This window comes from Runella limosa DSM 17973, from assembly GCF_000482465.1.
GTDB classification, from domain to species: Bacteria; Bacteroidota; Bacteroidia; order Cytophagales; family Spirosomataceae; genus Runella; species Runella limosa.
On sequence record NZ_KI519420.1, the window covers coordinates 1,221,869 to 1,236,366 of the forward strand.

The 14,498-nt window shown below is 40.5% G+C and carries 10 protein-coding genes; 4 read left to right on the forward strand and 6 right to left on the reverse strand.

Going from position 1 to position 14,498, the window contains the following annotated elements; all coding sequences use genetic code 11:
- The first annotated feature begins 146 nt into the window (after positions 1-146).
- On the forward strand, positions 147-1,052 hold the full coding sequence (locus tag K339_RS0115135; RefSeq protein ID WP_028524348.1) for an RpnC/YadD family protein: 906 nt from the start codon (positions 147-149) through the stop codon (positions 1,050-1,052).
- Between the two features lie 329 nt (positions 1,053-1,381).
- Here K339_RS0115135 and K339_RS0115145 read toward each other — a convergent pair whose 3' ends face one another.
- On the reverse strand, positions 1,382-4,372 hold the full coding sequence (locus K339_RS0115145) for a DEAD/DEAH box helicase family protein (RefSeq protein WP_028524349.1): 2,991 nt from the start codon (positions 4,370-4,372) through the stop codon (positions 1,382-1,384).
- A gap of 434 nt (positions 4,373-4,806) precedes the next feature.
- Here K339_RS0115145 and K339_RS0115150 point away from each other — a divergent pair, with 434 nt between their 5' ends.
- Positions 4,807-6,036 (forward strand): dicarboxylate/amino acid:cation symporter, encoded by a 1,230-nt coding sequence (locus tag K339_RS0115150; protein ID WP_028524350.1) that lies wholly within the window; start codon positions 4,807-4,809, stop codon positions 6,034-6,036.
- 101 nt (positions 6,037-6,137) lie between these two features.
- Complete coding sequence (locus K339_RS0115155; protein WP_028524351.1) at positions 6,138-6,593, forward strand: hypothetical protein; 456 nt, start codon at positions 6,138-6,140, stop codon at positions 6,591-6,593.
- Positions 6,594-6,661: 68 nt separating this feature from the next.
- On the opposite strand, the gene K339_RS0115160 is transcribed toward K339_RS0115155, so the two are convergent.
- Positions 6,662-7,309: a MarR family winged helix-turn-helix transcriptional regulator gene (locus K339_RS0115160; RefSeq protein ID WP_028524352.1), complete on the reverse strand. Its 648-nt coding sequence runs from the start codon at positions 7,307-7,309 to the stop codon at positions 6,662-6,664.
- A 136-nt stretch (positions 7,310-7,445) separates the two neighbouring features.
- Between K339_RS0115160 and K339_RS0115165 the strand changes: the two genes are divergently transcribed.
- Positions 7,446-9,878, forward strand: coding sequence for a TonB-dependent receptor (locus K339_RS0115165; RefSeq protein ID WP_037300406.1), 2,433 nt, complete (start codon positions 7,446-7,448; stop codon positions 9,876-9,878).
- A 27-nt stretch (positions 9,879-9,905) separates the two neighbouring features.
- On the opposite strand, the gene K339_RS0115170 is transcribed toward K339_RS0115165, so the two are convergent.
- The 4 genes from K339_RS0115170 to K339_RS0115185 all read right to left on the reverse strand — a co-directional run bounded on the left by K339_RS0115170 (position 9,906) and on the right by K339_RS0115185 (position 14,487).
- The gene (locus tag K339_RS0115170; protein WP_028524354.1) at positions 9,906-10,580 is read right to left on the reverse strand and encodes a carbonic anhydrase; all 675 of its coding nucleotides are present in this window, start codon (positions 10,578-10,580) and stop codon (positions 9,906-9,908) included.
- Positions 10,546-12,123 carry a SulP family inorganic anion transporter gene (locus K339_RS0115175; protein ID WP_028524355.1) on the reverse strand — a complete coding sequence of 526 codons (1,578 nt, stop codon included), beginning with the start codon at positions 12,121-12,123 and terminating at the stop codon, positions 10,546-10,548. Before K339_RS0115175 ends, K339_RS0115170 begins: the two co-directional genes overlap by 35 nt.
- 74 nt (positions 12,124-12,197) lie before the next feature.
- Positions 12,198-12,893: a carbonic anhydrase family protein gene (locus K339_RS0115180; protein ID WP_028524356.1), complete on the reverse strand. Its 696-nt coding sequence runs from the start codon at positions 12,891-12,893 to the stop codon at positions 12,198-12,200.
- 40 nt (positions 12,894-12,933) lie between these two features.
- The gene (locus K339_RS0115185) at positions 12,934-14,487 is read right to left on the reverse strand and encodes a SulP family inorganic anion transporter (RefSeq protein WP_028524357.1); all 1,554 of its coding nucleotides are present in this window, start codon (positions 14,485-14,487) and stop codon (positions 12,934-12,936) included.
- Between the last annotated feature and the right edge of the window lie 11 nt (positions 14,488-14,498).

Genomic DNA, 14,498 nt, shown 5'->3' on the forward strand with positions numbered 1-14,498 from the left:
GCAATCAAAGCGATTTTTTACTTTGTTGCGTTTCTAGTGTTACTTGAAAATTAGCGAAGAGGCTATTGGAGTTGATGCTAAGTTTGCTCGAAAAAAAGTAAGTTTTTATTAAATTTAACCAGCCTTTATTTTTAAATAACTAAAGTATGAAACGTGACGACGCTTTATGGAAAGCAATTTTAGAGGATGTATTTGATGACTTTCTCCGATTTTTTGTGCCCAATGCAGAGAAAATTTTCGATATAGAGCGTGGATTTGTCTTTTTAGATAAAGAATTAGAGCAGCTTTTCCCTTCTAATCAAGATGAATTTAACCCAAAATATGTAGATAAACTCGTAAAAGTCTTCACCAATGAAGGTAATGAGCAGTGGATACTCGTTCATATAGAAGTACAAGGGGCAACTGACAAGGGCTTTAGCAAAAGAATGTTCACGTATTTCTATCGTATATTTGACAAGTATCAGCGGCCTATAACTGCTTTTGCTATTCTTACCGACCGAAATAAACAGTTTCATCCCACACGTTTCGAACAAAACTACCTCGGTACAAAGCTTTTATATGATTACACTACGTTTAAAATAATAGAGCAAGATGAAAACGAGCTAATGCTAAGTGAGAGTCCTTTTGCTATCGTTATTTTGACCGTAAAAACGGCACTTCTCAAAGGGAAAGTTTCTGACAATGAGCTATTTGACCAAAAAATAAATTTGGTCAAACGGCTATTAAGTAAGCAATTTGATAAAGATAAGATTCGAGCCTTAATGAATTTTCTAAAACTGTATGTGCGTTTTGAAAAAAAGGACTTAATCACTAAATTTGACAAGGAATTAGATACGCTCACAAATAAACAACAACCAACAATGGGTATTGAAGAGTTTGTATTGACCCGTGAAAGAAAGCTGGGGGAATTGAAAGGGATTGAGAAAAAAAACCTTGATTTTGTTCAAAACCTACTTACAAAAACCGACTTTGACAATGCTAAAATAGCTGAATTGGCAGGGGTAAAAGTTACGTTTGTGCAAAAAGAGCGCCTCAAACTTCAAAAATCGTAGTTCCTTCCCTATTTCCTTTAAAAGCCAGTGCCCATATCATGGCTGTCAAAATCAGAATGAGGTGGTTCGTGGTTGAAATTAGAAAAATCTTGTTGGGTTTCGTGGAGGTTGGGCGTGGCCTCAAACATAGCTTGGTGATAATCGTCTGAATGATAAAAATCGCTTGCTTGTGGGCTTGCTATTAGGTTTCTCTTGGAAATTACTTTTTCAAAAAAGTCACTCTAAATTAGTGAATTTTTTATTTGAAACCAGCTTTTTTGCACGGCTTCGGTAAATCAGCCGTGCAAAAAAGCTGATTAATCCTATAAAGAAAAGTCAATGCATCCCTATTACAAACGTAAATTGGAGGGGTCCAAAAATTTATTAATTGTCTTTTTAGAGTCAGAGTTTTTATTCTCTTTTGGAACAAGTAAAATAGCACATATTTTCCGAATATTATTTATACTGGCTTTCTTTTCCGAACACCATAACTCGATTGCAGTCTTTGTTAACTGCTCAATTTCAGCAGCTTGCCTAAAATACGTCGGTGTTTCAACCTTACATTTAATCCTATTCAGTAAAGCATAATTGCTCTTGCTCTTATCAATTTGATTCTCGGCAATATTATATGAAAAAGCAATATATTTGTTTTCAGAAGTTAATAATATGACAAGTCTTTCGACTCTATCATTATAAAGCATACAGGAATGAATAAAATCAGTACTTGGATTGACTCTATTTTTATACTTTTCATAAGTATCATGGTGAGATATTTGAGATTCTGCATCTGACTCTTTATCAAGTTCTACATACCCCCCATCTTTTGAAAGTTCTAAAAAAATCTTATCGTCAGTCAAATCAATTACCTTTTCAGAATTGCTATTTGACATTATTGCTGTCCCTAATATACTTTGTGAATCATTATGCCTATCTTTTAATTTTTCAAAAGAATCTTTAATTTTTTTTATTATGGGACTATGGGTATTTGGAATAGTATCAATAATGACATTAGGCATTAAAGAATAAAAATAGGTTATTCTTTCTGAATTAGTAGTCATTCTTAAAATCCTACCTAACCTTTGAAACAAATTATCTGCTGTTTCAGGTAAGTCATAGTTGACTATAGTATCGCAATCTTGTAAATTTAACCCTACTCCATCAGCATCTGTACAAATTAAAATATCAAATTCGGCCTCTTTACTGCTTCTGAAATTATAATTCGTCGATTTTGGAGAAAATCGACGAATTGATTCAATTCTATTATATTTTTGTTTAAGCTTTGGTCTTAAATTTTTGTCTTTTTGTTCAATGGTTGATGTTACTTTACCCTTGTATAATTCGTTAAGTAATTTGTAAAGATAAATACCTGTTTTATATCGATTTACAAAAATAAGTATCTTACTACTACCTAATTCATATCTATCTTTGATAATATCTTTTAATTTTAGAAATTTATCATCGTTAGGGATTATATTTTCTATACGTCCTAAAAGAGGATATAAATTTTCATGCCTTTTTGCTTTAGAGTGTTTTAATTTAGTAGAATATCCTTCAGAATCTATTCCTGTTGTATCGGGAATAGATTTTGATTCTTTGTCGAATAAGTGTTGTTGCATTGCTATTGTATCATCTGTACAAATATTTTGCTTTATCGCTTCCTCTAATGCTGGCGGAGAGCTTAACCATGAAGATAGAGCGACATTTTGTAAAATATCTAATTGAATAGACTGGACTTGATCATTTATGATTAAATTTTTTCGATTCTTTATTTTAGAATCAAATAAGCCTTTATTAAAAACACATTCTATCTCATCTTGCAAAAAAAGTTTATAGTGACTTGGTATAATTATTATTTGCTTAGGAAAATATCTTTTTTCTTCGCCAAATTTAACAAATATACGCCCGTTTTCTAGGTCACCTCTTTGTCTTGATAATTGCATTATTCGAGGCAAACCAATAATTGTAACAATAGGTAAATCAGCCAATAATTCGACTTTTTTGACACTCCAGCTACTATTTTCTTCAAAAAGAATGTTAGTTCTTTTTGGAGCATTATGAGGGAGTAAATTTAAAATACTATCTACATTAAAAATATTTGACGAATAAGGTGTAGCTGTAAGGAGCATAACTTTTGCTTTCTTTTTAATGGCGGGCAGTAATCTTTCATAAACACTACTAGTTTTTTCATCCGTTAGCTCTTTAACTTTTTGATTTTTATATAGGTGTACTTCATCAATAATAATTGTTGTAAATTCATTAGCCCTACTCAGAAGTTCTTTTAATTTACTTATTTTATGGTGGTCTTTTTCAGTGTCTTTGTCGCCTTTGAATAAAATAGATATACTGAAAAAGTAATGGTGAATATTTCTTTCATCAAATTGCTCTTCCCATTCATTATAAACATTGGGCGGGGCTAATATAATCGTTACTTTGCTCTTTTTTTCTTCATGAAGTCTATGAGCAATTTCTGCCGCCATAATTGTTTTACCAAGACCTGTAGCTGCTATAATTAGAGAACCCCCATATTCTTTAATCTGTTTATATGCATTTTGAATAACAATTTTTTGATAATAATTAGGTTGATATTTTGTATTTGTTTTAGAATCATCCCAGTCTAATAGAAAATGCATTGTTTTTAGATAAATGTCAAATGGTTTCGAAAGTTTAAGCCATGCTTCTAAAAGATCTAACAATTCTTTTTTTAGATCTTTTGCTCCTTTCTGTACTGTATCAAACCATTCAATAAATTGAGTAATAATATTGTTTTCAGATATTATACCCATTTGCTCTGCATTATTTTGCAAACCAGAACCCGAAAAATTTGCTGAACCATGGAAAAGGAATTTACAATCAATAATATAAAATTTGACATGAAATAGTGGAGAATCATTTGTCTCACCTGCCTCTTTAATAATGAAAGAATCTTCGTTAAGTCTATTAACTAAGCTCTGGATAGATTTCGCCCAAAGATGATGACATTCGTTTAATTCTTCTTTAATACTACTTAGGATAGCCTTTTGAACTTCTTTTGCATCTATTCTATTACTCCTCTTACCATGCCCACCGACTAATATTTTATACCTTACATTTGAAGACTTTATAACGCTATTTCCAATTTCATAACCCTTTAAATTAAAATAGGAGCTCGCAATTCGTATTTCATTTTCAGCTTGCGGAAAATATTTTTCTACAAATACCTTCCCACTACCCGACCCAAGAGAAATCAAAGGGTTATTAGATGTATCAGAAATAATGTTTAATGGATATTTTTTGCTTTTAGGCATACTATTTTTTTTCTCTAATGTTATCAAAAAAAATACCGAAATATACTCAATAATCATCAACAATGACAAGTAAAATAAACTATTTCGGTTAAATAGCCACTACTGGTCTAAAGGAAATACTTAGGATTTAGATGTTAATGAAAAGTTTGTCCTTGATATTCGGAAAATTGCGACCCAATCGGTTAGTACATTGCATTTTACAAGCACATAAGGTGACATGCTAAGAAAATCGCTCATTGTATGCCGCTAATAGCGGAAGAGGAAAATTACAACGAAAATAGCTATTTTTTAGCTTTTTATGCCCTTCTGTCTCGTTTTTTTCCTAATTTGTGCCACAAACAGGCTTCTTTTGCCCTAAACCTGAAATCATTATGTTTCCTATTTCCAAAATACTACATCCGTAGTAGGCACTCTAAGTGTTTTATTTCCTTTGAAAATCTCTAAATCATCATATCCGCAAACCTAACTTATACATCAAAAACCAACACTTCATGAAACTAAACATTACTACCAAAATTGTCATTGGCTTCGTTCTCGGGGTAGTTATCGGGCAAATTTTGCACAGCACGATGGACGCCGAGCAGGCAGCCGAAATATCCAAGAAATTCCAGATTCTTAGTAAAGTCTTCCTCAAACTGATCAAAATGATTGTGGGGCCGTTGGTATTTTGTACACTTGCGGTGGGAGTTGCCAAACTCGGCGATTTCAAAGTCGTAGGTCGTATCGGTATCAAAACCCTGTTATATTTCTATTTTGCGACTATCTTATCCCTACTCGTAGGTCTATTGGTCGTGAATGTAACTCGTCCTGGCGAAGTACAACAGTGGCCTCGTCCTGCTGCGGGTACCGACACGGGTGTGACGGGTAAGTCGATGAAAACCGTCGAAGATTTTATTTTGCATATTTTCCCTGATAGTTTCTTTAAAGCCCTTTCCGAAAACGAAATCCTCCAAATTGTGGTGTTTTCACTATTTTTTGGGATTGCTTTGGGCGCTGTAGGAGAGCACGGCAAAAAGCTCATCAAAGCCATTGAAAGCCTTTCTGAGGTAGTATTCAAAATTGTTGGGTACGTGATGGAATTGGCTCCTTTTGCCGTTTTAGGGGCAATGACGGGCGTAGTGGCAATGAAAGGACTCGGCATTTTGATTTCGTATGCCTACCTAATGGTATGCTTCTTCGGAGGTTTACTCTTCTTTATTTTCGGGGTATTGTGGGCTATTTGTCTTGTCATGAAAATCCCGTATCTCAAATTGTTGGCACACGTCAAAGATTCGATGATTTTGACTTTCAGCACGGCCAGTTCAGAGGCTTCTTTGCCGCAACAAATCACTGCTTTGGAAAAATTTGGTTGTAGTCAGCGTATCATTGGGTTTGTCTTGCCGCTGGGTTATTCTTTTAACCTTGATGGCTCGATGATGTACATGACCTTTGCAACGGGTTTTATTGCCCAAGCTTACGGTATTCCGCTCACCATTCAGCAACAAATAGCCATGCTCCTTACCCTGATGATTACTTCCAAAGGAATTGCGGGTGTACCACGTGCCTCGTTGGTGGTGATTGCTGGAACGTTGGCACAATTTAACCTACCCGTCGAAGGGTTGGCACTGTTACTTGGTATTGACCCCTTCTTAGACATGGGGCGTTCGGCAACTTCCGTCGCTGGAAATGCGGTGGCAACAGCAGTTATTTCAAAACTTGAAGGAGAATATACCGAAAGCTAATAAAAATAGCTGTAACTCCTTGATACTTTGATTGAAAAGGATTAGGTTCGATAAATTTTTTCCCTATACCTAAAATCTATCACCTCATCCTTTTCAATCACATGGCACAATCACTTCCCCTCGAAAACGAAATCGCAGGCGTTTTTGCAAAATTCCCACAACTGCCTGACAACGTCAAAGAAATTCTGGTTAAAATCTCTCCCTTCCTCTGCATCATTGGAGTCATTTTTGGGGCATTAGGATTACTCGCCGTCCTAGGCATTGGCGCTGGTGCCACCGCCATCGGCCTAGCGGCTTTTGGTAATATGGGACTCTACTGGGTTTCAATGGCTATTTTGGCTGTTATGGTACTTATAGAAGGGCTGGCCATTTCGCCGCTGATGAAACGCCAAAAGAAAGGCTGGGATTATATGTACTATATTTTCTTATTGAGCCTAGTTAGTGGCATTGTCAACCTAGCGGGAATTGGAAGTTTGTTTAGCAACCTTATTAGTCTTGCCTTTTCGTTTCTGCTTGGAGGGTGGTTATTATTCCAAATTCGCGAAAAATACGTGTAGTAAGTACCAATGCAAAAAAGACTTTCCAAGTTTTAGGCTTAAACAGGCTTATAAACTTGGAAAGTCTTTTATTTTGCCGCTTCTACTATTGTCAATAACCCATCTAAACCAGTGTCTCGTTCATTGAGAAACAACGGTTTATGAAAAAAGTGCAGTTTTTGAAGTAAGTGTAATAACTGCATTTTTTCCGCTTCATTGAGCGTTCCTGCAATAATCAAGCTCGCTTTTCGCATTTCTTCAAACGTTCCGAAAAGTACCCCCATTCCTTTTCCTGTAATCAATAAACGTTTACTTCGGCGGTCTTTTGGATCGTCCGTTTGTTCGATAAGGCCATTGTTCAATAACCGCTTGATGACTTCCATCCCCGTCGTTTTTTCGTGGATGTTCATGTCGATAATCTCCGTTTTGGTGCAGCCGCCCGTCTGCCAAATGCCCGCCAAATACGAAAAATCATCAATCGTAATCAGGTGAGCAGAGTCCAGCGCTTTTTTGATATACCCTTTGGCATAGCGATACAAAAACGCCACCAACTGCGATAGCAGTACCTCTACCGTTTCTCCATTTTCAAATTTCAACTCGGGGTCAGACGATTTGGCGAAAACTTGTTGATTGAGGTACGCCACAAACCCCTCCATGTCCTTCCGTTGAAGCGGCGAACGCTGCGCTTCGTAGTTGGCTAAGTGCCCAATTAGCTCTTGTAATAGTGCGTAGTTCATTTTTTAGTAGTGAAAACATTCTAAAAAATGAAAAATATTTTGTTTTCGTACAAACAATAATTCATTTGGAATGTTATCGTAGTAATTAACACAAATCCAATCATAAATGTTTATTACTGCTCATTTTAAAATTCGCATGAAAACACACCTATTCGCTCTACTACTCATCGTTAGTCTCACCAATGCGTTCGCCCAAAACACAGGAACCATTTTGGGGTCTGTGCGCGACAAACGTACCCAAGAAACGCTCATTGGGGTTACGGTACAGATTGAAGGCACCACCCAAGGCACCACCACCGACGTGGATGGGAAATTTAAACTTACCTTACCCGTAGGAAGCTACAATCTCAAAGCATCTTTTGTAGGCTACAAAACCGCCAGTAAATTCAACGTCGTACTTACGTCGGGAAATGCCCAACAAATTACGTTTGACCTTGAAGAAGAAGCGGTACAATTGACTGAAGCCAAAGTCGTCTATAACCGTTCTATTTCGGTCGCCTCGGTCGAAACCCCCAACTCCATTCAAAAACTGACTACCGAAGAAATAAAAAACAACCCAGGCGGGAACTTTGATATTTCGCGCGTGATTCAGGTACTTCCAGGCGTTGGAGGGACGGCAGGATCGGTAGGAGGTTTTCGTAACGACCTCATCATCCGTGGTGGTGGCCCCAACGAGAACGTTTTTTATCTGGATGGCATCGAAATCCCCGTCATCAATCACTTTGCTACGCAAGGCAGCTCTGGAGGCCCCACGGGGATTTTGAACGTATCGTTTATTGAAGACGCCACCTTGAGTTCGAGTAGCTTCAATGCGCGTTACGACAATGCCCTTTCGTCGGTGTTACAATTCCGCCAGCGCGAAGGAAATCCCGAACGCCTCCAAGGTAACTTTCGCGTCAGCTCCACTGAGGTAGCAGGCACATTTGAAGGGCCACTTTCGCCCAAAACTACCTTTTTGGCATCGGTGCGTCGCTCGTATTTGCAGTTTTTGTTCAAAGCCATTGACCTCCCTATTCGTCCCAACTACTGGGATTTTCAATACAAAGTCACGCACAAACTCAACAAAAAAACGACATTAACAGCCATTGGAGTGGGAGCTATCGACGAATTTTCGTTTGCAGTTCCCAAAGAATCTTCCCCCGAAAAAGAGTATGTGCTTCGTTCTAACCCGACCATTAATCAGTGGAATTATACCACAGGGTTTTCGCTTAAACGCCTTCTGGAAAACGGCTACCTTAACGTTTCCTTGAGCCGTAATATGTTCAACAACCGTCTCGACCGCTTTGAGGATAACCGCCAAGGCGACGAGAATTATCGGGCACTTAAGAGTATCTCCAACGAAATTGAGAACAAACTGCGCTTGGATGTGAATAAGTTTGTGGGTAAGTGGGAATATAGCTACGGGGCAATGCTTCAGTATGTTAAGTATAACAACGACTTCTTCAACGTACTGCGCCGTGAAGTCAAAAATACCCAAGGGCAGGTGGTTCAACCTGCCGTGAACATTGTGTTCAACACGGCCGTTGATTTCTTCAAGTTCGGGGCGTTTGCCCAAGTAAACCGCAAGCTATTAGACGACCGCTTGAATCTTTCGGCTGGTTTGCGTACCGACATGAATTCGTTTACCTCGGACGGCAACAACCCGCTCGAAACCATTAGTCCGCGCCTTTCGGCAAGTTATCAGTTGAGCGACAAATGGCGTTTAAATGCGTCGGTAGGGCGTTATTTCAAAACGCCGATTTATACGGTTTTGGGGTATAAGCAAGACGGCAATTTTGTCAATAAATCAAGTAAATACATCCGTTCCGACCATTTGGTAGCGGGCTTAGAATTTATCCCAACGCCTACCACTCGCATTACGCTCGAAGGATTTGTGAAGCAATACGACAACTACCCCGTTTCGGTACGTGATGGTATTTCGTTGGCCAACCAAGGCGGGAACTTCGGCGCTATTGGCAACGAAGCTGTACTAAGTACGGGTAAAGGACGGAGTCGCGGGCTTGAGTTTTTCTTCCAACAAAAGCTGACCAAAAACTTCTTTGGAGTCTTTAGCTACACGCTCTTCCGTTCTGAGTTTTCGGGCAAAGACGGGAAGTACGTGGCTTCTGCGTGGGATACACGCAACCTAATTTCAACGCAATTGGGGTATAAATTTAAAAAGGGCTGGGAGTTGGGTCTTAAATGGCTCTACCAAGGGGGCGCACCTTACACACCTTACGACTTGGCCGCTTCGCAGCGCAACTACCTCACCACGGGTGTAGGTACCGAAGATTATGCTCGACTCAATAGCCTGCGGTTGAAGTCATTTAGTCGCGTGGATTTCCGCATTGACAAAAAATGGAATTACAAGAAAACCTCCATCGACTTGTTTTTTGACTTACAAAACGCCCTATTAACAGCCAATCCAGCTTTGCCACAATATACCTTTGAGCGGTTAGCTGATAATTCTGGATTTAGAACTACGGATGGGCAAGCGTTACGAAGCGATGGCAGTAATGGTATTCCGCTCATTCTAGCCAACGAAGACGCCAATTTTACCCCTGCGCTGGGTTTTGTGATTGAGTTTTAGAAAGAGCACAATGCCGACTTTCCATGCCTAATGCTCGTATTCGGTCGAAATTTCGTCTTGTTTTTTATCGCTTTCAAAATCGTAGCGATAAATGGGTGAGATTTCGGCCCCAGGCAAAATCTCTACCGTGGGGTTAATAAGCCCCGTATGCAGGTCAAATACCCATCCGTGGAGTTGCGGATAGTTTCTTTGGTGCCAAGAGCGCTGCACAATAGTCGTTTTGGCTAAATTATTGACCTGCTCAATTACATTCAGTTCTACCAATCGGTCAAAGCGTTTTTGTTCTTCTGCAATCCCATTGAGCTCAGTTTCGTGCTTTTCATACACTTCTTTGATGTTACGCAACCACTTGTTAATCAGTCCGTAGTCTTTGTTTGTCATTGAAGCTTTTACGCCACCACAGCCGTAGTGACCCACCACCAAAATATGTTTTACCTTGAGTACTTCCACGGCATACTGCAACACACTGAGCATGTTGATGTCGGTATGAAGTACCAAATTGGCCACGTTTCGGTGAACAAACAATTCGCCAGGGGCAGTGCCTGTCACTTCGTTGGCGGGCACGCGGCTGTCGGCACAGCCAATCCACAAAAACTCAGGCTTTTGATCAGCGGCCAGCTCCTCAAAATAGTGTTCGTCGAGCATGAGCTTTTCTGCCGCCCACGCTTTATTTGCTAATAAGAGTTTTTTGTATGCTTGCATCGAGTTTTCGTTTTGTTATTTTCCGACGTGTAATTCCTTTAAAGTCCACCTGAATGCCGCGCAGTGGCGCATCTTTTTTGAATTCTTTGAGGGTAGTATAAATGTCATGGTCAATAAAATGTGCCCTTGCTCCGTCAATAAATACCATGTCTCCTGCTTGTAATGCGGCCAATTCTTCTTTTAACCTAGCTTTATTGAGAAACGAAATGTCTTTTCTAAACCAAATCAAAACGGTTTCTTTGTCGCGCACCACGCTCATGGCCGACTGATTGTTGGTATAGATTACATACGCGATTCCGACAATCCATCCCAAGGCGATACCTACCAACAAATCGGTCAAAATAATCCCCAGTATAGTCACCATAAACGGGACAAATTGGTCTTGTCCTTCGAGGTACATTTTGCGAAAGATGTCAATTCTCGCCAGTTTATAACCGACCAGTATGAGCAGTGCTGCCAGACTAGCGAGGGGAATATGGTTGAGGATTTCGGGGAAAATCACCATCGCTAACAGCAACAAAATACCTTGAATAAACGCAGAAAGGCGCGTTTGGCTATCGCTATATACGTTCAATGAAGTTCGAACCACTACTACGGTCATCGGCAGGCCACCAAGCAATCCTGACAGAACATTGCCAACTCCTTGGGCTTTGAGTTCTTGATTGGGGGAGGAAATACGCCGTTGTTTGTCCAGCCTGTCGGCGGCTTCTAGTCCAAATAACGACTCGACGCTCGCAATCATCGCCAAAGTAAAAGCGGTTAAGTACACCGCAGGCTTGGTCAACGCGTCGAGAGATGGAAAATGAAGTGCCGATTTGAGGTCAGACAAGGTACGAAAACTCGGCATTCGCACCATGTGATCGTTGGACTCACCAAGGTAGAGGGTAGGAGCAAACCATCTAAATACTTGATTAATAACAACACCGACCACGACTACGACCAAGGCCGTCGGAATGGTTTTGAAGAATTTGATACCTTGCTCGGCTTTTTTATCCCACCAAAGTATCAGAAGCAAACACACGACACTGATAATGCCCGCGCCCCAAGTGGGATGTAATACCGCTTCAACAATTTCACTAAAGGTATTTCGCTGGTCGTTTTGGAAAAACTCAAATTCACCTTCGTAGTCGGCATCCCAACCGAGGGCATGGGGGATTTGTTTAAGAACGATGACAATTCCGATGGCAACGAGCATTCCGCTGATGACACTCGACGGCACAAAACCGCTCAGACGCCCCGCTTTGAGCCAGCCTAGCAACCATTGGAGGAGACCTGCCAAGACGACCGCCGTCAGAAAATGGGAGTAGTCTCCTAACCCGTGGATGGCATCAAACACAATGACAACCAGTCCAGCGGCGGGGCCACTAATGGCGATTTCAGACCCTGAAAGCAAGGCTACTACCAACCCACCGATTACGCCCGAAACTAAGCCAGAAAAAAGCGGCGCTCCCGATGCCAAGGCAATGCCTAAACACAGCGGGAGCGCCACTAAAAATACCGAAAAGCCTGCTGAAAAATCTTTGTTGAGGTACTTAAAGGTCATTACGGTTCGATTTTATGAGTTGTACAAAAATAGCGAAACGCTTTTACACCTTTCACCCAACGGGGTATTTTTCACTAAGCCAAGGTCAAATCACGCAGGTTTGCTACCGTAAAATTGGGATTTTCGGTATCACGGATGTACATCACATCGTCATAAAACTCTACTTCGCCCGTTTCAATATTGTACATAGCACCTACCACGCCAATTTCTCCGTTTTCTACCATTTGTTCTAAAATGAAGCTCCGCTCAATGATGTTTTTTACGTTGCGTTTTACGTTGATTTGAGCTACATTTTCAACAAATTCTTTATTCTTAGACGTGCGGTTTGATTTTGTCTCTTTTTCTTGGTAAACCGAGGGTTGAAGCTTTGCCAAAAGTTCAGTTAAGTTTCCCATTTCTACGTGGTCGCAAGCCCCTTTTACGGCGCCGCATTTGGTGTGTCCAAGCACGACAATGAGCTTAGAACCAGCTAGTTTGCAAGCAAATTCCATGCTTCCCAAAATATCAGTATTGACGATGTTGCCAGCGATACGAATGGAGAAAATATCACCTAAGCCTTGGTCAAAAATCAATTCGGATGATGTACGGCTATCAATACAACTCAAAATGGTGGCAAATGGCCATTGTCCTTCGCGCGTGTCGTTGACTTGTTCCAACAAATCACGTTGCACTTTGAGGTTTTTGACAAAGCGTAAATTTCCTTCTTTTAGTATGTCAAGCGCCTTTCTTGGCGTTAAGTTAGCTTGGGTTTCTTTTGTGTGTGCTTTCATTTGCTTGGGTTAAAATATTGGATTGAGATGATGCCTTAAACTAATGTCCTGCGACTCCTTGGAACTCAGGTATTCCTTTTAGTTCAAGCTGAATGCCCTTCAAAAGGGCGGTTTCTTTAAAATTGTGGATAATCTCAAGAACGTCAATGTCGATAAAACGTGATTTGCTTCCGTCGATGACTACGTTGGCGTCTTTGGGTAACTTGTCGAGCGTAAGGGTAATAGCCCCTTTGTTGATAAAAGTGACATCTTCTACCAGCTGAATCGTAATCTGCCGTTTGTCGGCTGTTCCTGCTTCGTTGAAATGATACGCTTGTTTGTAGTTGTTGCGCAAAATAAAAAAGATAGAAACCGCCATCCCAATGCCAATACCTTTGAGCAAATCGGTCAATAAAATAGCGACGACCGTAACGACGAAAGGCAAAAATTGGCTCCAACCAAGCTTGTACATGGATTTGAACAACGAAATTTTGGCTAGTTTGTATCCCACGACCAATAACACCGCCGCCAAACACGCCAACGGAATTTTGTTTAACAAGCCCGCAAAAGCGACCACACTTATCAATAAAAACACACCATGAATGAAGGCTGAAAGTTTAGTTCTTCCACCTGCATTGATATTGGCAGAGCTTCGCACAATCACTGCCGTCAAAGGTAACCCTCCCAATAAACCTGCGACCACATTTCCTGCTCCTTGGGCAATAAGCTCCTGGTTAGTAGGGGTGTTACGCTTAAAAGGGTCGAGTTTGTCGGTGGCTTCGACACTCAGCAACGACTCCAAACTTGCCACTATCCCAATCGTGAAAGCGGTAATAATCACCTGTGGATTGGAAATAGCTTGAAAGTTGGGGAAGGTAAAATGCCCAATAAACGCTTCCACTGAACCCGATACAGGCAGGCTCACCAAATGGTCGTTTTTTAGGGCAAGCAAAGGGGAAAATGCTTCAAAATAAGTGTTGATAACTACTCCCGAAACGACGGCCACTAGCGCCGCAGGGACTAATCGAACAAGCGCGTATTTTTTTAGAAAAGGTTTGTCCCAAAAAATAATAATCAGCAGCGATATTGTTGAGATAATCACTGCGCCTGGGTGTAAAAAGTTAATGGCGTTTAGAAGCTCCGAGAATGTATTCTCACCATCTACTTGGACAAATGAGAAGTCTCCTTCGCTGTCTTTGTCATACCCAAATGCGTGCGGAATTTGTTTGAAAACCAAAATCAAACCAATCGCTGCGAGCATTCCTTTAATGACACTCGATGGAAAATAATGACCGATGATTCCCGCTTTCATTACCCCCAATACAATTTGAATGACTCCAGCAAGCACAACTGCTAGTAAGAAGGCTTCAAATGAGCCAATTTGCTGGATAGCGTTGAGGACGATGACGGTTAAACCCGCTGCTGGACCGCTCACGCTTAGTGCCGAACCACTGAGCATCGACACGATCAAGCCACCTACAATCCCCGTAATAATTCCTGAAAAAAGTGGCGCTCCCGACGCAAGTGCAATCCCAAGGCACAGCGGTAATGCGACCAAAAATACCACCAAACCCGCAGGTAGGTCGTACTTTATATCTTTAAATAAACCCTTCATTTTCTTTTACT